The organism is Aeromonas sobria (assembly GCF_006243315.1).
Lineage (GTDB): Bacteria > Pseudomonadota > Gammaproteobacteria > Enterobacterales > Aeromonadaceae > Aeromonas > Aeromonas sobria_A.
In genome coordinates this window covers 58,480-79,850 of sequence record NZ_NKWE01000050.1, presented here as the reverse complement: position 1 = coordinate 79,850, position 21,371 = coordinate 58,480, and the positions used below count along the sequence as shown (strand labels likewise).

Sequence of the window (21,371 nt, the reverse complement as noted above, 5' to 3'; positions counted from 1 at the left end):
CGCTGCTCTTTACCTTGCTGATGACCTCTCGTGACAGATCGTGAACAGTTCAAAGCTCAGGTACAACCATCCCATCCCCTCTGTCCTTTTGCCTGAGAGTTTCCGACACCAGCCTGCCCTTGCGGGTCGTCATGGTGCCTTGCTCCTTCGGCGCCCGATCTAACGGGTCTCTCCAGAGTATCGTCCAGTAGCAGTCCACACCGGTTGCCCGGTACCTGAAAGATTTACTTCTTCGGTGGATGGTCCCCCATCGCTCTCCTGCTACCTTCATCCGAACTAGTTTGGATTAGGAAGCGGGCATGTTAATCCAAAAAGTGTGAGCTGTCTCGCACTTGAAAACCCCCACTGGTATTTTTTAAGCGGCAGGCTGAGCGCCGGTAAAAATGTCAAACCTTAGTTAACTATCAATAGGTTAAGGGTAAATGAGTGATGCGTGCTCCGAATGGGAATCCTGCCGGATAGAGAGCAGTGCGCTCTCTCGTTTCGCCAAGAAAATCTTGCCAACATATCCAATCAAAATGCTTGCACACAGAATCAATAAGCCGATAATTCGGCGCATAACCAAGCACTTTGCCATCAATTTATGCACTGTGTTCGGTTGGTCCCACCGGACCTCTCGCCTGACCCGGCCGTCGCCGGTTCAATCGCATATGGCTTGGGCATATCACGCCCCCTAAGGATGACCAAAAGAGAATGAACGAGACTCTGGTTGCAAAAGATGTGGTTGCAAAAGATGTAGTTGCACAAGATTACCGTCAGCTGGTTGAACAATTCGGCTCCCCCCTGCTGCTGCTCGACAAGGCAGCGGTCCGCAAACAGTATCGGGCGCTGGCTGCTGCCCTGCCCAATGTGCGCTTGCACTATGCGCTCAAACCCCTGCCCCATGAGGCAGTGGTCTCTGTCTTGCAGGAAGAAGGGGCCTGTTTCGATCTCGCCACCAATGGCGAAGTGGATCTGGTGCGCAGTCAGGGGGTTCGCCCGGGACGTTGCATTCATACCCATCCCATCAAGCGCGACAGCGATATCCGTTATGCGCTGGAGTTCGGCTGCACCGTGTTTGTCTACGACAACCCGCTGGAGCTGGAGAAGTTCATTCCCTACAAGGACGAAGTGAAACTGCTGCTGCGGGTCAGTTTCCCGAACCCGGAGACCAAGGTCGACCTCTCCAAGAAGTTCGGCTGCACCCCGGAGCAAGCCCTGCCGCTGCTGCNNGGGATCAAGGTGATGGGACTGTCGTTCCACGTCGGCTCTCAGGTGCCCCACTCACGACGCCATGTACAGGCTATCGATGCCTGTCGCGAGATCATGGAGCAGTCCTGGGATCTCGGGCTCAAGCCCTGGGTACTGGATATCGGCGGCGGCTTCCCGGTCGACTATGATGGCGGCGAGTTTGATATCGACGGCTTCTGCGCGCCGATCCGCGAGGCGCTGGCCAAGCTGCCCGCCACCGTGCAGAAGATTGCCGAGCCGGGCCGCTTTATCAGCGCACCGGCCATGACCTCAGTCTCCAGCGTGATGGGCAAGGCCCACCGCGGCGACAAGATCTGGTACTACCTGGATGACGGCCTCTACGGCAGCTATAACGGCCAGCTCTATGACCACGTCACCTATCCGGTGAGCACCCCCTATGCCAGTGGCGAGCAGCACAACTCGGTGCTCTCCGGCCCCACCTGCGACAGCGTGGATGTGATCCGCGATGGCATCATGCTGCCGGATCTGGCTATCGGCGAGCTGGTGATTGGCAAGGTGATGGGTGCCTACACCTGGGCATCGGCATCCACCTTCAACTTCTTCCCCAAGGCGAGCATCCTGATTCTGGACAGCAGCCAAAAGGGGCAAAAGCTGGTGGCGGTTGCCTGAGCGAGCAGCTCACCAAGCAAAAACAAGAGGGGGAAGCTTGAGCTTCCCCCTCTCTCATTTCATCGGCATCGGTCAGATAAACTGACTGGTCAGCAGCCAGCCGGTATAGGCGACGAAGCAGCTCAGCAGCACGCCCCCCTCCAGCCGGTTGATGCGGCCTTGTCCCTTGCGGCCCAGACACATCACCAGCAGCAACAGGGTCAGCCCCATCATGACGGTCCAGTCACGGGTAAGCACCTCCGGTGCCACGTCGAGGGGGTGGATACCCGCCGCAATCCCCACTACCGCCAGGGTATTGAACAGGTTAGAACCGATCACGTTGCCCAGCGCCAGGTCGTGCTCGTTCTTGCGAATAGCGATCAGCGATGAGGCCAGCTCTGGCAGCGAGGTACCGATGGCAACGATAGTGAGACCAATCACCAGATCACTGATGCCAAATGCCTGAGCGATGGTCACCGCGCCCCATACCAGCAAACGGGAGGCGCCGATCAGTAGCACCAACCCGACAATGAGCCAGAGAATGGCGCGCTTGAGGGACATCCCCTCGCTCTCGATATCCTCGGCGGTCTCCGCGTCCAGCGGATCCCCCTTGCCCCTCATGCCAGCCCAGATGGACCAGCCCATCAGACCAACAAACGCCACCCCCAGAATGGCCGCATCCATCCGCCCCAGATGACCATCGAGCAGCAGGGCGCCGGAGAGCAGGGTAATGCCGAGCAGTATGGGGATCTCCTTGCGTACCACCTGAGAGGCGACCGCGATCGGGCTGATAAGTGCTGTCAGACCCAGGATCAGCGCGATATTGGTGATGTTGGAACCATAGGCATTACCGAGCGCCAACCCGGGATTACCCTGCGAGGCGGCCAGTGCCGAGACCACCATCTCGGGGGCCGAGGTGCCAAAACCGATAATCACCATGCCGATCAGCAGCGGTGGCATCCCCGCATAACGGGCGGTCGCCGCAGCGCCATCCACAAACTTGTCAGCACTCCAGACCAGCAGCGCCAGTCCGGCAATCAGGGCAACAAAAGCCAGGGTCATAATCTCTCCATCCCATCGCCAGAAAATAGCAGAGCCAGACTCTTGGCCTGGCTCCTTTCACACATGTGGCCCAGTGTAACGGGCAGATCTCCCATTTCAAGGAAAAATCAAACCACGATTAACATTTCACAGCGCAGCCAGCAGGCTCGCGGCATCTGAGACCTCAAACTTGCCGGGCGCCTCCACAAACACTTGCTCGACCACGCCATCGTTGGCGATCAACGCAAAGCGCTGGGCGCGGATGCCGCCAAAAGCGCCGGTATCCTTGGCCAGACCCAACGCCCGGGTCCAGCTGCCATCGCCATCCGCCAGCATGGTGATCGCCTCGGCATTCTGGGCTGCCTGCCAAGCCCGCATCACAAAGGCGTCATTGACCGAGAGGCAACAAATAGCATCGACCCCTTTGGCCATCAACTGATCGGCCAGCACCACATAGCCGGGCAGATGGGCATTGGAGCAGGTCGGAGTAAAAGCGCCGGGTACCGCAAACAGCACCACTTTTTTACCGGCGAACAGCGTGTGGCTATCCCGCAGCTGCTTGCCCTCGGCGGTGATAAAGGTAAATTCGCCCGCAGGCAGGGGTTGTCCTACAGCAATCATGAGTTCTCGTCCTGAGTCGTGGTGGAAAGTGGCCAGTTTATCCCACTGTGATGACGCCGCCTAACCGGTACACGGAGCAGGGCCACGGATGGCGGCAGGCATTTTTCCCTTGGGCAGACTACTCTTGAGCAGGTTTCACGGCGCCAGGAGGCCCCATGCAACACTACTACGATGGTCTGGAAATTCGCCCCACCGCCATGCGCGAACAGCAGCAACTGGACCAGCTCAATCATCAGCTTACCCATGTCAGTCAATACTGCGCCGGTTACTCCAGCGCCTATCGCCAGTGTCGCCTCGAGGATCTGGCAGAGCTGGCCACCCTCCCGCTGCTCGATAGCAAAGAGCTGTTTGCCGCCCAGCAGGCTCATCCCCCCTTCGCTGGTCTTACCGGTCGGCCCGCCAGTCAGGCGCTGCGGGTCTTCTCCTGTCCGGGTCAGCTGGCCATCCCCGAATATGCCGGGGCAGACTGGTGGGGCGCCGCCCGGGCGCTGTTTGCCGCCGGTTTCAAGGCGGGGGAGGTGATGCTCAACGGCCACGACTATCATGCCGGCCCCACCGCCTTTATCTTCGATAACGGTGCCCGTCAGCTGGGGGCTCCCGTGGTGCCCTGCGGGCCACACGATACCCAGCGCCAGCTGGAAGCGCTGCTGCGCTATCAGCCCACCGGCTACGTCGGCCCGCTGGTGACCCTGCTCGACCTGCTGGAGGCTGCCGAAGCGGCGGAGATCCCGAGCGACTCGCTGCGCCGCGCCCTGCTGTGCGAGGCCACCCATCCTGAAACCGCGCCGCTGCGCGCCATTCACGGCATCGCGGCCCTCAACTGTCTGGTGTGGCAGGATGTGGGGGTGGTGGCCTACGAGAGCCAGCCCGGTCAGGGTTTTATCGTCAACGAGAGCTGCATCATCGAGATAGTCGATCTGGCCAGCGGCGAACTGGTGAGCGGCGACGAAATCGGCCAACTGGTGGTAACAAGGCTCGATCTGGAGTATCCCCTGCTGCGGCTGGTCACCGACTGGCAAGGCCATTGGCTCGCCAAACCCAGCGGGTGCGGGCGCACCAACCGATGCCTCAAGCTGGTGTAGCAACCCACTGAGATGCAGACATGCAAAAATGCAAACGGGCAGCCATCAGGCTGCCCGTCTTATCTCTGGCGCGGAGAATGTCTGAAGTCTGTCAGCGTCTCGCCTGCCAGCTGGCGATGGCGAGCAGGGAGTCTGGGGTAAATTCAGCGGCGCGCTCGGCAATCTCGGCCAGACTCATCCAGTGCACCGCACTCACCTCTTCGGCCTGCAGCTGCACCGGCCCCTGATAGCGGCAACTGAAAAGGCCGCCCCAAACCCGATAACCCTCCCCTTCGGCGTAGAAGCTGCCAAATCCCTGCAGGGGAACATCGGCAATCCCCAGCTCCTCGGCCAGCTCGCGCCGGGCGGAGAGCTCCATCTCCTCACCGGTAGTGACCACACCACCGGCGCAGGCATCCAGCATACCGGGGCAGAAATCCTTGCTGAGGGTGCGCCGCTGCACCAGGATCCGATCCGCGTCGTCGAGCACCAGAATATAGCTGGCGCGATGGCAGAGATTCTCCCGCCGCACCTTGGCTCGCTCGGCCACGCCAATCACCCGGTTATTGCCGTCCACCACATCAACCCATTCCACGCGCAGACCCTTTTGTTCGTTCCATTCAAACCCGCAGTATATCGGTGCAGCCCGTTGTCATGGCACTACTTTTTCTGTCGGGGCAGCCCTTTTCTGGCTCCCGTCGCCAGAATGAGGATTCATGCAAATCTTTACAAACCGTCATCTCAGTGTCATCGACTGACACCATAGTGTGCCCTGTCCAAGCAATGAGGGAACCGTGTGATGAAGGTGTTCAAGCAGTTATCCCCGCGGCAGATCGCTCGCTACATCAAGAGCTTTCACCGAGGCTATTTTGCCATCGAGTCGCTGGGGACATTTGAATTCAGCGCCGGCAGGATCAGCATCCATGGCCTGACCTGCCGCCAGCGGTTAAGGCTGGCTCGCCAGATCAATCAGGCCGTCAGCCAACTTGGTCACAACGAGCCCTTGCTGGACATGTGAGTCAAAGGGTCTTGCCCTACTGTCTGTTGTGCATCCATGCTTTGCCCGCCGGCTAGTCGCCGCGCGGGCCGTTTTCGATGTCAGTAATGATACCGTTGCGCACCGTGACGAAGCGCATGAACTCGTTCTTGCCGAAGTTGTAGGTCCAGCGTTCGCCATATCTGACCTGCACCATGTTGCCAAACTGGTTCTCTTCATTGCGGTTGAGCTCTTCACGCAACATCGGCTCACCGCACTTGAGCAACATCTCGGCGGTGGTATCTCCCTCGGTGATCAGGGCGTTCTTGCAGCGCATGGCATCGGCACTGGCCGGAATGCTCAACAGCAGCAGGGTGAGTGCCGCTACCTTCTTCATCTTCTTGCTCATCGGGTTCTCCTTATCCTGTCGAATGAGTCGCAGTATGCCTGTTCCCGTTGCTGAAAAAACCAGTCAATGGCGCAAAAGAGCTGCCAATTTCTGCTCTCCAGCCCGCTGGCCGCGACAAATGCTGTCTATCACATAGCACCAAAAACAAACGGCGACCCGAGGGTCGCCGTTTGCATCAAACTAGCAGGATCACAGGATGTCCAGCAGCTCGACTTCAAATACCAGTGCAGAGTAGGGCGGGATGGAACCGGCACCACGGGCACCGTAGGCCAGATCGTGGGGGATGTAGAGCTTCCACTTGGAACCAACCGGCATCATCTGCAATGCTTCAACCCAGCCAGCGATAACGCCGGTTACCGGGAATTCAGCTGGCTGGCCACGGGCGACTGAGCTGTCGAATACGCCACCGTGGGTGAAGGTACCGTGGTAGTGCACACGCACGGACTGACCGGCTACCGGAACGGCACCGTTACCTTCAACCATTACTTCGTACTGCAGACCGGAGTCGGTCACGTTCACTTCGGCGCGCTTGGCGTTGTCAGCCAGGAAAACTTCGCCATCGGCAGCAGCGGCCTTGGCGACAGCTTCCTGCTCTTCCTGCATGCGTGCAGTGATCACCTGGAAGGCATCATTGACATCGTCACGGCTAACCGCGAACTCCAGACCATTCAGAGCATCTGCCAGACCTTGTTGCAGGGCCGGGATATCCAGACCGGCGAACGCTTGCTGCGCCAGTTGCTCACCCATGTTGCGGCCGATGCCATAGCTGGCCTTCTGTTCGATAGAGTCGTATTGGGACATTGAGATGTTGCTCCAGATCCATGTAGTAAAGAGGCGGGATAATATCAGACTTTTGGCCGGGGTGCTGCCGGGAGCGCCCCTGATTTCCCCGTCAGTGAGAGGAACTTCACACAAGAAGAGCAGGATCGCCGCCTATCAGCGGCGATCCTGTCAGGCACAATGGCACACTGAACCTTTGGACTTAAACCTCACTTTCGGTGGCATCAGCGCGATCCAGTAGCGCACGCACCGTAGCCACCTTGGCGCCATCGGTGNNGTCATCCGAGGTGCCCATATTCACACCATGGGGCACCATGCCACCACGCCAACCCATGCCTGACATATGCACTTCGCTCACCCCGGTGAACTCGATGATGGTCCGTACGTTGTCGGCATTGACCCCGGCCCCCGGCATCAGGCTGGCGCGCCCCGCCAGCGCCTGCTGCATCGCCTGCAGGGTTTCCAGCCCCGCCAGCGCGGTCGGTGCATGGCCCGAGCTCAGAATGCGCTCACAACCGGCGGCGACTATGGTCTCCAGATCCAGTCGCCAGTCGGAGGAGAGATCGATGGCGCGATGGAAGGTGACTCCCAACGGGCCGGCTGCATCCACCAGCTGTTTGAGTTTGGCGGCAGGCACCCGACCCTCCTCATCCAGCAACCCGACCACCACCCCTTGCAGGCCTGCAGCGCGCGCCGCCGCGATATCCAACAGCATCATCTCGAACTCGCCGTCGCTGAAGCAAAAGTCCCCGGCGCGGGGGCGGATCATGGCGTACACCGGCACGCTGGCGTGGCTGGCTGCCAGCTGCATAAAGCCATAAGAGGGGGTCAGGCCACCCAGCCCCAGCGCAGAGCAGAGCTCGATGCGATCCGCCCCCGATTGCTGGGCGGTGAACAGGGATTCCAGGTTGTCGATACAGATTTCAAGACGGGTCATGAGGACTCCTTTATCGGGGAGATCAGACCCCACATCTGATCTCATAGATTGAGCAAGGCTGCGCCACGCACACCACCGGCGCCGCCAAAGCGGGCCTGGCGGATCTCGGGCAGGGCAACACCGGGCAACAAATGGCCTGGCAGGCGCAGCGGCAACTGTTCATAGAGGGCAGGCAGGCCGCTCAGGCCGCCCCCCAACACCACCACCTCGGGATCAATCACCGAGATAGCGGTGGCAAGCCCGGCGGCCATGATCTCTAGCCAGCAATCGACGGTCGCGACCGCATGGGGCTCATGGGCCTCGAAACGCCCCACAATCTGGTGACCCGTGGCGCGCTGGCCATGGAAATGGTGATAGAGACGCTCCAGACCGGTGCCGGATGCATAGGTTTCAAAACAGACCAGACGGCCGCAGCCGCAACGGGGACGGGGTAATTCGGGATACTTCATCAGCATGGTGGCGGGCAGGGGGTAGTGGCCAATCTCGCCAGCCAGCCAGTTACGGCCCTGGATCAGCGTGCCTGCCAGATAGACGGCGCCGCCGATCCCGGTGCCGATGGTGACACCGAGCGCACTGCCTGCACTGTCGGCAGCGCCCTGATGCACTTCGGACCAGAGGAAGCAGTTGGCATCGTTCTCAACCTTGACCGGTCGCCCTAGCAGCTCCGCCAAGTCAGCGCCCAGATGACGACCATTGATGGAGGGCAAATTGGCCGCCACTATGCTGTGGTCATGACTGTTGATGATGCCTGGAAAACCAATGCCAACCGAGCCTCTGGCGCCGAAGCGGGTATCAGCCTGCTCGACCCGAGAGTGGATAAGCTGCTGCAACCCCTCATAATCGTTGCCGGGGGTGCTCATGCGCTCTTCATGGCAGAGGTTCAACCCGCCGTCATACACCGCAAAGGCAATCTTGGTTCCACCGATATCAAAGCCGTAATACATGCCAGCACTCCCTTGTCAGCCCGTGTTTATCCCGATCTGTTCTGGGGTGACATTGTATTAATTCGCAAAAAAAATAAAGTGACCGGGGGCGAAAAACGGGAGAGTGCTCAGAGCAAACGGCTCATTTGTCGCTGCAGGCAAGCGTGCCCGAGGCTTGTCAGGGTGCGCTCCTGACCGTCAAAGACGAAACCGCGGCGCAGGTAGAACCCCTCGCCAATGTGGTTACCGTCGAGCAGCCATAACTTGACGCTATGGCAACCGGCGCGGCGCATCTGCATCGCCACCGTCTGCCACAGCCGCTTGCCGTAGCCTTGCCGCCAGTGATCAGGGTGAAGGTAAAACGCGCGGATCAGGGCACGGGTCTGCCCCGCTTCCTGCAATGGCTGCCAGTAGAGCAGGCCAACCACCACCTCATCGAGACACAGCAGCATGGGCCTTGGGCCCGACTCTGCCAGACGGCTCTGCCAGATCTGCAGATGAGCGGTGACATCGAGCTGCTCCAGCATGTCAGCGCCGAGCACCTGACCATAAGCCGCGAGCCAGCTGGCTCGCTGCATCACCGTCATGGCGGCGGCATCTTCACTGCGCGCCATGCGCAAGCTTATGCCTTGCATTGGGGCACCAGACCGTTGGCTCGGGCCTGCTCATAGAGTGGCTGCACTTGCGCCTGTTGTGCCTGCAGTTCCGCGATACGGTTCTCGTTGCTGGGGTGGGTAGAAAGCAACTGTGGCGGCGCGTTGCCACCGGCAGCAGCACTCATGTTCTGCCACAAGGGAACGGCTTGTGCAGGGTTAAAACCGGCACGGGCCATCAGCTCCAGGCCCAAACGGTCAGCTTCGCTCTCTTGAGTGCGGCCATAGGGCAGCATCACCCCCACCTCGACCCCAAGGCCAAGGGCGGCCATGGTGGCGCCGCGATACTCGCTGGTGCCCATGGCGATGTCAGCTGCCGCCAAGCCAATATCTGCCAGCTGGCTGCGAGATAGCCGCTCGTTGGAGTGCTGGGCCAATACGTGGGTCAGCTCGTGGCCAATAACGGTGGCGAGTTGATCCTGATTCTTGGCCACCTTGAGCAAGCCGCTGTAGACCCCGATCTTGCCACCGGGCAGGGCGAAGGCGTTGACCTGCTTGGAGTCAAACACCACCACTTCCCAGTTGGTGATACCGTAGCTGGCAGGCACCTGGGCGGTCACCGCCTTGGCGACACAAGAGACATAACCGTTGAGTTTGGCATCCTTGCTCACCTTCTCCTGCTTCTTCATCTGCTCGAAGGAGTCAGCGCCCAACTGGCTCATCTGCTGGGGGGAGTAGAGCAACATCTGGCTGCGGCCGGTGGGTGACTGGGCACAGGCGACCAGCAAGGAGCTGCAGAGGGCAACCAGGCCAAACTTGGTGAGAGACGCAATCATGAGGGGATCCTTTGCCGTGACGTTCTCCTATTCTCGGAAATGCCGCCCTGCGACGCAAGAGAACCGGCCTCTGTCTGGTGTAAAAACCGCCAGCTCACGCTATTAACAAAACTGATAATCGCCAAAAACAAAACGAGCCCGCTAGGGGCTCGCTTTATCACAACATGCAGGCAACTGACGCTTAGATGATACCCAGCTTTTTCAGGTCAGCCTGCACCACTTTGGCTGGCACCGGTACATAGCCATCTTTGGCGACTATGGTCTGACCCGCCTTGGAAAGGATCATTTTGACAAACTCTTGCTCCATCGGGGCAAGCGGCTTGTTCGGATGCTTGTTCACATAAACATACAGGAAACGGGAGAGCGGATACTTGCCGGTGATGGCGTTGTCAGAGGTTGCGTCAATGAAGGTTTTGCCATCTTTGGAGAGCGGGACTGCACGCACGCCGGAGGTGACATAACCGATACCTGAGTAGCCGATGCCGTTCAGGGAAGCAGAAACAGACTGCACCACGGAGGCAGAACCCGGCTGCTCGTTCACGCCGCTCTTGAAGTCGCCGTTACACAGGGCGTGCTCCTTGAAGTAACCGTAGGTGCCGGATACCGAGTTGCGACCGAACAGTTGCAGATCCTTGGAAGACCAGTTGCCATCCAGACCCAGATCAGACCACTTGGTGGCTGCCTTGGCTTCGCCGCACTTGAGAGTGCTGGAGAAGACAGCGTCAACCTGCTGCATGGTCAGCCCCTTGATGGGGTTGTCCTTGTTGACAAACACCGCCAGGGCATCGACCGCGACGCGGATAGCAGTCGGCTTGTAGCCGTAACGCTTCTCGAACGCTTCCTCTTCACCGGCCTTCATGGCACGGCTCATCGGGCCAAACTGGGCAACACCTTCGGTCAGGGCAGTCGGCGCAGTAGAAGAGCCGGCTGCCTGGATCTGCACGTTAACGTTGGGGTACACACGCTTAAATTCTTCGGCCCAAAAGGTCATCATGTTGGCCAGGGTGTCCGATCCGACAGAGGACAGGTTGCCCGAAATGCCGCTGGTTGGAGTGTAATCCGGCAGATCTTTATCCACACCGGCAGCCAGAGCGCTGACAGAAAACAGGGTTGCTGCGGTGAATCCGATTACACCAGCCAGTTTGTTGAGTTTCATCCAATCTCTCCAAAGTTACAGAAGGCGACTGCCTTGAGTTTCATTCTGTCCCCTCTATCAAAGATGACAGAAGGTTATTGCCAATACATGGCGCCGATTAACACTGTCTTGTGATGGTCAACCCGACTGAGTCAGTCAATCAGATCGTTGCGTTTCATTCAGGCTCCTCTGGCCAACATGGCAGAAGGTCTGCTCTTAAGACGGCGCCAGTATCTGACCTGGCAGTGACAAATTTATGGATTTAATGTGACACTTTAATGACATAGCGACAGATTCGAACAAATGAAAAGAGGGCCACGTTCAGTGGCCCTCTTGTTGCAGCTAACCCATTGCTATAAAAGACTATTTAATCACCACCATGCGGCCCGGAATGAGAAAGCTGAAGCGGCTACCAAGGCCGACCCGGCTCTCGATATCGAGCTGGCAGTCATGATGGCTGAGGGCGTGCTTGACGATGGCAAGACCGAGCCCTGAACCGCCGGTATGGCGGGAACGGGCCTTGTCGACCCGATAAAAGCGCTCGGTCAAGCGCGCCAGATGCTCGGGGGCGATTCCCTCCCCCTCGTCGCTCACGGCAAATAGCGCCATCGCCCCCTGCTTGCGCCACTCCACCGTGATCTTGCGCCCCGCCGGGGTGTAGTGAATGGCGTTGTAGACCAGGTTGGAGACGGCGCTGCGCATCTGCTCCTGATCCCCGCGCACCAACAGGTCAGGCTGTACCATAAATTCGATCTGGTGGGCCCGATCCCCCGATAGCGCCCGCGCCTCCTGCTCCAGCAGCCCCAGCATGGCGGGCATATCCACCAGATGGGAGAGATCCACGGTGGGCGCAGCCTCGATGCGCGACAACATCAGCAGCTGATTGACCAGATTATCCATCCGGATGGTCTGCTCCATCATCACCCGGTGTGCCTTGGCCCACATGGCGGGCGAGAGCGGCTCCTCGGCCATCTCCGCCGTCATTTCCAAATACCCCTTGAGCACGGTCAGCGGGGTGCGCAACTCATGGGAGACGTTGGAGACGAAGTGCTTGCGAGTCTTCTCGAGGCTGCGCAAGCGAGTGACATCCCGCACCACCAGCATCGCCTGATCCGAGGCGTAGGGCATGATCCGGAACTCGAGAAACTTCTCCTCGTTAATCGGGGAGTGCATCTCCAGCGGCTCGTCATACGCACCCTTGCCCAGATAGGCGTTAAAGGCCGGATTGCGAATGAGGTTGCCGATATGCTGACCAGAATCCTCCGGCCAGCGAAAACCGAGCAGCTGCTCCGCCAACCGGTTGCACCAGAGGATGCTGCCGTCAGTGCGAAACACCACGGCGGCATCGGGCAAGGCCTCGGCCCCCTCCCGAAAGCGACGGATCAACCCCGCCAGCTCGCGGCGTCGGGCGCGGTGACGCTGCTGCAACTTGTAAATACCGTTGAAGATGTACTCCCAGCTGCCACTGCCGCTGGGGGGCACTAGGCTGCGATCGTGCCACAGCCAGTCAGATAGCCGCTTCTGGAAACGGTAGTGCCAGCCCAGATGCAGCACAGCGGCTACCAGCAAGCAGAGCGGAAGGTGATCAATCAACCAACCAACCAATGCGAACGGCGTATAGAAGAACACCACCCGCCACAACTGTCGCCGCCAGGCGTAAGGTTGCAACATAACTGCCCCTAGAGACGGGTTGAGAAGCGGTATCCGGCTCCACGCACCGTCTGGATCAATCTGTCGTGCCCTGTCTCTTCGATCGCCTTGCGCAGGCGACGAATATGCACATCCACGGTTCTGTCCTCGACGTACACATTGGTACCCCAGACATTGTTGAGCAGCTGTTCACGGCTGTAGACCCGCTCGGGGTGGGTCATGAAGAAGTGCAACAGCTTGAATTCGGTCGGCCCCATGTCGAGCGCCTTCTCTTCGGCACTGACCCGGTGGGAGACAGGGTCCAGCTTCAGCCCCTGCACCTCGATCACCTCGTCCACCGAGGTGGGCGACACGCGGCGCATCACCGCATGGAGGCGAGCGGTCAGCTCCTTGGGCGAGAACGGCTTGGTGATGTAGTCGTCGGCACCGGCCTCCAGACCACGTACCTTGTCCTCCTCTTCACCGCGGGCGGTGAGCATCACCACCGGGATCTGGCGCGTCACCTCATCCTGCTTGAGCTGCTTGATAAACTGGATGCCGCTGCCGCCCGGCATCATCCAGTCCAGCACGATGAGTTCGGGGTAGGGTTCGCACACCTTCGCCAGTCCATCGGCGTAATCTTCCGCTTCAATCGTCTCATATCCCTTCTGCTCCAACACGAAGCAGAGCATTTCGCGGATCGGTGCTTCGTCCTCGACCACCAGAATTCGCTTAGCCATATCCCTTCTCTCTCCTGTGTGAAGATGGGTGCGCCAATTATTAGAACTTTCTGTGACACTTTTATGACTTTATGACAGGCGGGATGATAAAGGTTTTCAGATTCAGTTGGCAGCAGTACGTTGCAGCAGGTCCCAGCGGTTGCCACTGATGTCCTCAAACACCACCACCATGCCGTAGGGCTCGTCGCGGGGTTGTTCACAAAAATGAACACCGTACGCCTGCATCCGCTGGTAATCCCCCCAGAAGTCATCGGTCTCGAGGAACAGAAAGACCCGGCCGCCGCCCTGCTGGCCTATGGCAGCCTGCTGCTGCGCATTGGCCGCTTGCGCCAGCAGCAGTGCAGAGCCGGGGGCGCCTTTGGGGGCGACCCGCACCCAGCGCTTGCCCGGTTTGCCCGGCTCATCAAGGCGGGTATCTTCCAGTAGCTCAAAGCCGAGTCCCTCGGTAAAAAAGCCGATGGCCTGGTCGTAGTTGGCCACCAGCAGGGTCAGCGCCCCGATCGATTGTTTTGTCATCTTACTCTCTCGCATTCATTGATTTTTCGGCGGTTGGCGGCACGGTAGCACTGCGGTCAGTTCACTTCCACCCGGTTGCGGCCCCGCTTTTTGGCCTGATAGAGCGCCTCGTCGGCGCGCTTGAGTAACAGCTCCAGCGGATCCCCTGCACGCTCGGCCACCCCGAACGAAGCGGTGACCCGCAAGCCTGAAGGCCAATGGGGATAGGCGGCCAGCACGACCCGCAGCCGCTCGGCCAAGCTGGCGGCTCGCAGTCTATCGTAATGGAAGCAGACCAGCACGAACTCCTCCCCACCCCAGCGCACCAGATGGCAGAGTGCATCACAGTGACGCAGGATCTCGCTCACCAGATGCTTGAGCACCTCATCCCCCACCGGATGGCCGTGGGTGTCGTTGATCTGCTTGAAGTGATCCACATCGATATAGATAACGGCACAGGCCAGCTCACCTATTTCGGCCAGCAGCCGCTCACCGCCGAGACGGTTGAGGGCTCCGGTCAGCGGATCATAACAGGCCTCCTCGCGGGAGCGGCGGTTCTCTTCGCTCAGGGTACGGTTGAGTACTTCTACCTCCAGCTTGGCCTGATGGGCATGCTGCAAGCGCTGCTTCATGGCGAGGTGGTTGACCAGAAAGACCGCACAGCCGTAGATAAACCAAACAAACAGGATCAGTCGGTAAAACAAGGTGGCATCAAGCCAGGGGCCATGAAACTGCAGCTCTTCGACCACTACCCCGTGCTTGCCAGGTAGCATATCTGAACCCGCGACCACCTCGATGGCATAGACCCGATTCAGATTCGCCCCCTGCTGATGCAGTGGCACATTGTAACGCTTGATCCACCAGGTCGCTGGGGTAAAGACATCCAGCGGAACCTCATGGGTCTTACCGTAATCCGCCTGACGGAAGATGATCTCGTTGAATTTGGGTGCCAACGGATCGCCGGGAGGATTGTACTCCGGGGTATAGTTGCGCAGGTAAAAACTCCAATCCTGCTCACCCTTCCCGGTAAACCCCAGACGCACCCGCAGCATACCAAACCGGGCAAGATTGATCCCCTGCGCCGGGGAGGTCAGTGTGAGGATAAGGCCGCAGCCAGGATAGCTTTCCTGGCGGGCAGACAAGAGACATTCCACCCCGGGATGGCCAGCCGCAGACGGTGCATAACGGGCCGACCCCGGCGCAGCGTCCGCGTCCTGCTGCACTGTGATAGAGAGTGGCCACGCCTTGATATCCAGCACCCGCTCCGGACCAAACTCGAACAGCAAGATACAACAGCCGGTCAGCATCAGCAGACACCAGAACAATGAATCGGTAAAACGGGAACTGAACCTAGCCATGCTGACCCCATCACACCTTTATGGATGCATCCCTTCATTATTGATCCGCAATGAGCTGTGCCAGCCACCATGAAGGAACCTGAAAGAACCATTAACCTCAATCAAATATTAATAGCATCAATATGTTAGCATCCCATCTGCGGGTTTACCCACCACTACCTGTGGATGGCGCCCGGCAGACTGTAGGCGATAACGTTGCGGCGAGCACCCCAGCGCCCGGTTGAACATGGCAATAAAGGCCGAGGTAGAGCTGTAACCGAGCCGCCAGCTGATCTCCTGAATGGGCATGTCTCCCTTGAGCCAGGCCAGCGCCTTGAGCAGTCGCAAGCGCACCCGCCACTGACCAAAGCTCATCCCCAGCTCCCGCAGGCAGCGCCGTGCCAGGGTGCGCTCAGTGGTATGCAACTGCCCGGCCCACTGCGCCAGGGTGCGGGGATCGGCAGGATCGCCGTGCAGCACCGCCAGCATGGGGGCCAGCAGCTTGTCCTGACTCATCGGCAGGTAGCTCTCCTGACAACGGGTGCGCGCCAGCCGCTCCACCAGTAACTCGGCCTGATGCTGATCCCAGGCATCCCCCATATGGCCTATCTGGCGTTCACAAAAATCGGCCAGCAGGGCGCGGATAAGTGGGGTGAGCAGCAGCAATCTGGGTTCTGGTGGCAGCTTGGCCGCCAGCTGGTGGTTGACATAGATGGAGGTGTAGTCGAGGGCCTGCTCGTTGTAGGAGGTGTGCTCCAGATCCGCCGGCACCCAGATCAAGTAGTCGGCAGGGGCCACCAGCCGCTGCTCCCCCAGCACTATCTCCATGATCCCCAGACTGATCATGTTGAGCTGGCCCCAGGGGTGGGAGTGCAGCACGGTCGCGCTGTCGGCCAACATCTGCTGGTAACTGAAATAAAGCGGATTGGGCTCAGGCAGATCGACATTTGCCGGATTAAAGTGGTGGGTTGCCATCAGTGTTCCTTACCCGCGAGAAGGGGGAGAGAGAACGATGAAAATCCCTCTTGGCACAGGCTCTGGCACAGATAACAGGCAGCAATAAGCTGCGGGCAAAACCAACGCTGTTGGGCCGAACTAGGGTGCATCAGAAAGAGTTGTCTTTTCTGCTGGGTCATCTGTCTGTTTTACGCTACTTGATAATATAAAGACAAGGGTAGACTTGACCCCTGTTTATAAGGAGCCTCTGATGCGAATCTTTTCCCCCCTGCTCTTCCCGCTGATAGCTGTGCTGATCTGGGCTACCAATACCGTGGTTTCCAAGGCCGCCGCCAGCGTGCTCGATCCCGCTGCCATCTCCTTTTACCGCTGGGTGATCGCCGCGCTGGTACTGACCCCCTTCTGTTTGCCCCAACTGTGGCGCCGCCGCAGCGAAATCCGCCCCTGGTTTGGCAAACTGCTGGTGCTGGCGGCGCTCGGCATGGTGCTGTTTCAGTGTCTGGCCTATTACGCCGCCCACAGTACCTCGGCCACCAATATGGGGGTGATCGGCTCGCTGGTGCCGCTGCTCACCCTGTTACTGAGTGCCCTCTTCTTCGGTCAACGCCCCGGCAAGCAAGCCCTGCTGGGCATGGTCATCTCCCTGTTCGGCGTACTCTGGCTGCTCGGTCAGGGGCAACCGCTGGCACTGCTGCACAACGGCATCAATCCGGGGGATGGCATGATGCTGCTCGGTGCTGCCAGCTATGCCCTCTACGGCCTGCTGATCCGCCGCTGGCAACTGCCGTTCGGCCCCTGGCTCAACCTCTATATGCAGATCCTGCTGGCGGTGTTACTGCTGGTGCCGGTGGCCCTCAGCGCCGACTCGCTGGTTGTACCTGCCCAAGGGTGGGGTTTGGTGCTCTTCGCCGGGCTCGCGTCGTCCCTGCTGGCGGCTTATTGCTGGATGCGCGGCCTCGCTTGTATGGGGGCTGAGCGAACTTCGGTCTTTATGAACCTGTTGCCACTCTGTACTGCACTGATCGCCGTCATCAGTCTGGGGGAGCCAATCCATGGCTACCATCTGCTGGGTGGCGGGCTCATTTTGGGCGGAGTGATGATCTCTCAGCTGAAAAAACGCCCCCCTCAACCGGTGCGGCATGCCGCCTGATCGGCAAACCGCTGAAAACAACAAGGGAGCCACTGGCTCCCTTGTTGTTTCTGCAATGCTTGCCAGTGGGCGCCTCAACCCGCCCGACGCCAGCGATAGCGCCGCTCCGGCCGCCCCCGCTGACCGTAGTTGAGATCCACATCCACCCGGTCTTCCGACTCCAGATACTCCAGATAACGGCGCGCCGTGGTGCGACTGAGCGACAGCCGCAGCGCCACCGTGTCGGTGGAGAAGACGTTGTCCGGCTCACCGGCCAGCAGATCCAGCACCTGCCGCAGGGTGATGCTGTCGATCCCCTTGGGGGTGATACGCACCTCCTTGGGCTGGGAGCGGCCACCTTTGCCCAACAGCTTGTCGAGATCTTCCTGCTCCAGCCGTCCCCGTTCACCCAGCTTGCGGTGCAGTTGCAGGATCTCGTCCAGACTCTGCTGGATGCGAAACAGCCGTAATGGCTTGATGACGTAGTCATGAACCCCCAGATTGAGGGCCTGCTGGATGGTCTCCACATCCCGCGAGGCGGTCACCATGATGACGTAGGCTTCGCGGTTGTGGCTGCGCAGACGGCTCACCCACTCAAGGCCGGAGCCATCGGGCAGGGAGACATCCACCAGCAGCAGTTGGGGCACCGCACCGGCCATCATGGCATCGGCCTGGGCCAAGGTACCGGCCCGGCCCAGCAGCGCGAAGCCTGACGTAGCCGCCACCAGCTCTGCCAAGATGGCACCGATCCGATCGTCATCTTCAATAACAAGCGTGATTATTGGGTCCATGGCTCACATTAATTGGTTTTTATTCAAGTAGATACCAAACAGGGTGGTCTGCTCGGCGGTTCGTCGCCATTCTATCACACCCTCACGTCGCCCCACGGTCTCCTTGACCAGGAACAGGCCAACCCCGTGATCACCGCTCTGGCGGCTCACCCCGTAATCGAACAGATGATCAGCCAGCTCCTCGTCAACCCCCTCGCCGCTATCCTCCACCTCGATCACTAGCCGTCGCCCCACATCGCAGAGGGACAACAACACCCGGGGCGGCCGCTGTTGCCGATTACGCCAGGCCGCCTGCAGGCCGTTATCCAGCAGGTTGCCAATGAGCGTGATAAGGTCGGCCGAGACCGAAGCCGGATACTCCGCCAGCGCCGAATCGGGATCGAGTTCCAGGGTCACCCCCAGCTCGCGGGCCCGGCTGAACTTGCCAAGAATAAGCCCTGCCACCGGCTTGTTGTCGATCAGCCGCAGCAACTCCTGCAGCATGGTCTGGCACGCTTCGTTCTCCTGCTGGATCAACTCTACCGCCTGATCTACGTGGCCCAGCTGCAACAAGCCGGAGAGGCTGCTCAGCTTGTTGGCAAACTCGTGGCTCTGCATCCGCAGCATCTCGGCATACTGACGCAAGTGGGTCACCTGCACCCCCAGACTGGCGGCCACCTCCGGACGGCTGAAGATCAACAGCCGACCCGGTACCTTGCCCTGCACCGCCTGCCAGCGACCAACGAAGGATTCCCCCTGAATGGTGAAACTCACCTCCCCGGCTTCCTGATCCAGACAGGGGGCGAGCGGCGGCACCAGCTCCGCCAGCGACAGCCCCTGCAGAGCGTGACGCCCGGTGGCTGGCAGCCGTAACTGATAGCTGGCGGTACTGTTGATCATGTTGATGTTGCCGCGACTATCGAGGGCAATCACCCCTTCGGTGATGTGCTCCAGCACCAGATCCTGCAGGGTAAAGCGGCGCACAATGGTCTCCGGCTCCAAGTCCAGCAAGGTCTTGCGCAGCAGGTATTGCACCCAGAGCGCCAGCAACAGGCCACACCCCAGCACCGCTACTATGGCGCTGATGAGCAGGGCCACCCGCTCCATGTAGATGCCCTCTACCTGCTGCATCAAATAGCCAACCACCACAGCACCCATGGTGCGGCCATCCGCCCCCAGCACCGGCGAGAAGCAGCGGATCGCCAGCCCCATGGTGCCCCGAGCCTTGGAGCAATAACTGCTCCGCTCATGCAGTGCAGGCCAGATATCCTCACCACGGAATTTCAGCCCCACCAACTCGGCATTGGGATGGCTGAGACGACGGCCATGTTCGTCGGTCACCACCATATAGGTGGCGTCGGTGCGGCTACTGACGCCCTCTATATAATCTCGCAGAGTAGGATCACCGCCCTCGCGCAAGGCGGCTACCACCCGGCTGTCGGCCGCCATGATCCGGGCCAGATCGCTCCCCTTCTCCTGCAGGTTGCTCTCCAGCAGATGGCGGATAAAGAGGGCGAGCAGGCTGCCCAGAATGAGGATCAGCAGCAGGGAGAGCCCGAGCGAAAGGGTGACCAGCTGATGGCGAAGTTTCATGCAAGAACCTTAAAACGTCAGGATGCAACCCAATAGTGCGGATGCCACCAGGTCTGGTCAATCAAAGGTGCCGGATCGCCACTAAAATCGGCCAATCCCTCCTCACGGGCAACCAGTGCCACCGCGCGGGCGACCGCCCGGGCCACCTCTCCTACCTGTTCGATGGGGGGCAGCAGTCGGCCAGCCAGCAGTGGGTAAGCACCAACCGCCCGCACCGCGGCCAGCAACATGCCATCGCTGATGCGGCGCGCCTTGACCGCGCAGGCCCCCAGACCAATGCCCGGGAAGACATAGACGTTGTTGCACTGGGAGACCACCCGTCGCTCACCCGCCACCGTTACCGGTGCAAAGGGGCTGCCGGTGGCCAGCAGGGCGCGGCCAGCGGTGGCCTCCCACACCTGCTCGGGTGTTGCCTCGGCGCTGCGGGTCGGGTTGGAGAGCGGCAGGATCACCGGCTGCTCGCACACCTCCCCCATCGCCTGCAACACCTCGCGGGTAAAGAGGCCGCCCTGGCCACTCACTCCGATCAGCACCGCCGGGCGCACTTGGCGGATGGTCTCCAGCAGCGAGTTGTTGGCCTCCTCCACGGCACGGGCAAAGGGCTGCTGGGCACGGGTCAGTGTGGGACGATCGCCACAGACCACCCCATCCTGATCAAACAGCCAGACCCCATCACTGCTGCCCGCCAGCTGGGCCAGCATGGCGGCGATGCCGCAACCGGCCGAGCCCGCACCCACAATCAGCACTGGGGCATCACGCAAAGAGGAGCCCGCCTGCTGCAAACCGGCTAGCACGCAGGCAGAGGCGACCGCCGCCGTGCCCTGAATGTCATCGTTAAACATGCAGAGCTCGTCCCGATAGCGAGTCAGCAGGTTGGCGGCGTGCTTGCCGGCGAAATCTTCAAACTGCAGCACCACTTGCGGCCAGCGCTTGCGAATGGCGGCCACCACCTGGTCCATGAAGTGGTAGTAGCTCTCGCCGTCGATCCGCTGGGATTGCCAGCCAAGGTAGGAGTCATCCTCCAGCAGCTCGGGGTTGTTGGTGCCCACATCGACACAGAGCGGCAGGGTACGCGCCGGGTTGATGCCGCCAGCGGCGGAGTAAAGCGCCAGCTTGCCGATGCAGATCCCCATGCCGCCGATACCGAGATCGCCGAGCCCCAACACCCGCTCCCCGTCGGAGATGACGATCACGTCCACCTCCTGCTCCACCGACTCAAGGATGTCGTCGAGATCGTCCCGATCATGCCAGGAGAGATAAAGGCCGTGACTGCGCAGATAGAGGTCACTGTGACGCTGGCACGCCTCCCCCACCACCGGGGTGTAGATGATCGGCAGCAGCTCCGGCAGGTGGTGGCGCACCAGATCGTAGAACAGCACCGGGTTGTCCTCCTGCAGTTGGCGCAGCAGCAGGTGTTGATCGAACGGACTCTGCATGGCGCTGACCAAGCGATAGATCCGGCGCCGCTGCTGGGAGAGGGACTCCTCTTTGTGGGGCATGCGACCGCGCACACCTTGGCGCTTGCGTTCTGCATAAGGCAAGCTGGTGCCCATCATGATGTCGTTCATGT

At 60.1% G+C, this 21,371-nt stretch carries 22 protein-coding genes and 2 riboswitches; of the genes, 4 read left to right on the top strand and 18 right to left on the bottom strand.

Going from position 1 to position 21,371, the window contains the following annotated elements; translation table 11 throughout:
• Positions 1-70: 70 nt before the first annotated feature.
• Positions 71-186: riboswitch (glycine riboswitch) on the bottom strand.
• Between the two features lie 5 nt (positions 187-191).
• Positions 192-271: riboswitch (glycine riboswitch) on the bottom strand.
• A gap of 422 nt (positions 272-693) precedes the next feature.
• Positions 694-1,860, top strand: coding sequence for a type III PLP-dependent enzyme (locus tag CF137_RS17335; RefSeq protein ID WP_139720614.1), 1,167 nt, complete (start codon positions 694-696; stop codon positions 1,858-1,860).
• A gap of 72 nt (positions 1,861-1,932) precedes the next feature.
• On the opposite strand, the gene CF137_RS17330 is transcribed toward CF137_RS17335, so the two are convergent.
• Together CF137_RS17330 and CF137_RS17325 are read right to left on the bottom strand one after the other, a co-directional pair.
• Positions 1,933-2,901, bottom strand: coding sequence for a calcium/sodium antiporter (locus CF137_RS17330; RefSeq protein ID WP_139720612.1), 969 nt, complete (start codon positions 2,899-2,901; stop codon positions 1,933-1,935).
• A 126-nt stretch (positions 2,902-3,027) separates the two neighbouring features.
• Positions 3,028-3,501, bottom strand: a complete 474-nt coding sequence (locus tag CF137_RS17325) for a peroxiredoxin (RefSeq protein ID WP_139720609.1) — start codon at positions 3,499-3,501, stop codon at positions 3,028-3,030.
• 155 nt (positions 3,502-3,656) lie between these two features.
• Here CF137_RS17325 and CF137_RS17320 point away from each other — a divergent pair, with 155 nt between their 5' ends.
• A complete protein-coding gene (locus CF137_RS17320; RefSeq protein WP_139720607.1) occupies positions 3,657-4,583 on the top strand; it encodes a phenylacetate--CoA ligase family protein in 927 nt (308 codons plus the stop codon).
• A 91-nt stretch (positions 4,584-4,674) separates the two neighbouring features.
• On the opposite strand, the gene yfcD is transcribed toward CF137_RS17320, so the two are convergent.
• Positions 4,675-5,157 (bottom strand): NUDIX hydrolase YfcD, encoded by a 483-nt coding sequence (gene yfcD / locus CF137_RS17315; RefSeq protein ID WP_240038562.1) that lies wholly within the window; start codon positions 5,155-5,157, stop codon positions 4,675-4,677.
• Between the two features lie 204 nt (positions 5,158-5,361).
• On the opposite strand from yfcD, the gene CF137_RS17310 reads away from it, so the two are divergent.
• Positions 5,362-5,580, top strand: a complete 219-nt coding sequence (locus CF137_RS17310; RefSeq protein WP_101323911.1) for a DUF1107 family protein — start codon at positions 5,362-5,364, stop codon at positions 5,578-5,580.
• Positions 5,581-5,632: 52 nt separating this feature from the next.
• Here CF137_RS17310 and CF137_RS17305 read toward each other — a convergent pair whose 3' ends face one another.
• From CF137_RS17305 to CF137_RS17250, 12 genes are all read right to left on the bottom strand, one after another.
• Positions 5,633-5,947: a DUF2845 domain-containing protein gene (locus tag CF137_RS17305; protein ID WP_101319159.1), complete on the bottom strand. Its 315-nt coding sequence runs from the start codon at positions 5,945-5,947 to the stop codon at positions 5,633-5,635.
• Positions 5,948-6,136: 189 nt separating this feature from the next.
• Positions 6,137-6,748: an FKBP-type peptidyl-prolyl cis-trans isomerase gene (locus CF137_RS17300; RefSeq protein WP_101319157.1), complete on the bottom strand. Its 612-nt coding sequence runs from the start codon at positions 6,746-6,748 to the stop codon at positions 6,137-6,139.
• A gap of 181 nt (positions 6,749-6,929) precedes the next feature.
• Positions 6,930-7,664: a copper homeostasis protein CutC gene (locus CF137_RS17295; protein ID WP_139720603.1), complete on the bottom strand. Its 735-nt coding sequence runs from the start codon at positions 7,662-7,664 to the stop codon at positions 6,930-6,932.
• Positions 7,665-7,705: 41 nt separating this feature from the next.
• On the bottom strand, positions 7,706-8,608 hold the full coding sequence (locus CF137_RS17290; protein WP_139720601.1) for an ROK family protein: 903 nt from the start codon (positions 8,606-8,608) through the stop codon (positions 7,706-7,708).
• 107 nt (positions 8,609-8,715) lie between these two features.
• A complete protein-coding gene (locus CF137_RS17285; protein ID WP_101346440.1) occupies positions 8,716-9,222 on the bottom strand; it encodes a GNAT family N-acetyltransferase in 507 nt (168 codons plus the stop codon).
• The gene (locus CF137_RS17280) at positions 9,210-10,016 is read right to left on the bottom strand and encodes a M48 family metallopeptidase (RefSeq protein WP_139720599.1); all 807 of its coding nucleotides are present in this window, start codon (positions 10,014-10,016) and stop codon (positions 9,210-9,212) included. The genes CF137_RS17285 and CF137_RS17280 overlap by 13 nt, the downstream gene beginning before the upstream one ends.
• A 181-nt stretch (positions 10,017-10,197) precedes the next feature.
• Positions 10,198-11,172 (bottom strand): PstS family phosphate ABC transporter substrate-binding protein, encoded by a 975-nt coding sequence (locus CF137_RS17275; RefSeq protein WP_101319145.1) that lies wholly within the window; start codon positions 11,170-11,172, stop codon positions 10,198-10,200.
• Between the two features lie 342 nt (positions 11,173-11,514).
• Entirely contained in the window at positions 11,515-12,822 is a 1,308-nt protein-coding gene (gene phoR / locus CF137_RS17270) for a phosphate regulon sensor histidine kinase PhoR (protein WP_042020122.1), read from the bottom strand.
• An 8-nt stretch (positions 12,823-12,830) separates the two neighbouring features.
• Complete coding sequence (gene phoB, locus CF137_RS17265; RefSeq protein ID WP_042020121.1) at positions 12,831-13,520, bottom strand: phosphate regulon transcriptional regulator PhoB; 690 nt, start codon at positions 13,518-13,520, stop codon at positions 12,831-12,833.
• A gap of 102 nt (positions 13,521-13,622) precedes the next feature.
• Positions 13,623-14,036 (bottom strand): VOC family protein, encoded by a 414-nt coding sequence (locus tag CF137_RS17260; protein WP_139720597.1) that lies wholly within the window; start codon positions 14,034-14,036, stop codon positions 13,623-13,625.
• Positions 14,037-14,092: 56 nt separating this feature from the next.
• Positions 14,093-15,373 (bottom strand): GGDEF domain-containing protein, encoded by a 1,281-nt coding sequence (locus tag CF137_RS17255; protein WP_139720594.1) that lies wholly within the window; start codon positions 15,371-15,373, stop codon positions 14,093-14,095.
• Between the two features lie 117 nt (positions 15,374-15,490).
• Positions 15,491-16,327 (bottom strand): helix-turn-helix transcriptional regulator, encoded by an 837-nt coding sequence (locus tag CF137_RS17250; RefSeq protein ID WP_139720592.1) that lies wholly within the window; start codon positions 16,325-16,327, stop codon positions 15,491-15,493.
• 232 nt (positions 16,328-16,559) lie between these two features.
• Here CF137_RS17250 and CF137_RS17245 point away from each other — a divergent pair, with 232 nt between their 5' ends.
• Positions 16,560-17,459, top strand: coding sequence for a DMT family transporter (locus CF137_RS17245; RefSeq protein ID WP_139720590.1), 900 nt, complete (start codon positions 16,560-16,562; stop codon positions 17,457-17,459).
• Positions 17,460-17,533: 74 nt separating this feature from the next.
• Here CF137_RS17245 and CF137_RS17240 read toward each other — a convergent pair whose 3' ends face one another.
• The 3 genes from CF137_RS17240 to CF137_RS17230 are packed head-to-tail and all read right to left on the bottom strand — an operon-like array spanning position 17,534 to position 21,369.
• A complete protein-coding gene (locus CF137_RS17240) occupies positions 17,534-18,229 on the bottom strand; it encodes a response regulator (protein WP_042020115.1) in 696 nt (231 codons plus the stop codon).
• Positions 18,230-18,232: 3 nt separating this feature from the next.
• Positions 18,233-19,801 carry an ATP-binding protein gene (locus tag CF137_RS17235; protein WP_139720588.1) on the bottom strand — a complete coding sequence of 523 codons (1,569 nt, stop codon included), beginning with the start codon at positions 19,799-19,801 and terminating at the stop codon, positions 18,233-18,235.
• Positions 19,802-19,818: 17 nt separating this feature from the next.
• Complete coding sequence (locus tag CF137_RS17230; protein WP_139720586.1) at positions 19,819-21,369, bottom strand: NAD-dependent malic enzyme; 1,551 nt, start codon at positions 21,367-21,369, stop codon at positions 19,819-19,821.
• Positions 21,370-21,371: the final 2 nt, after the last annotated feature.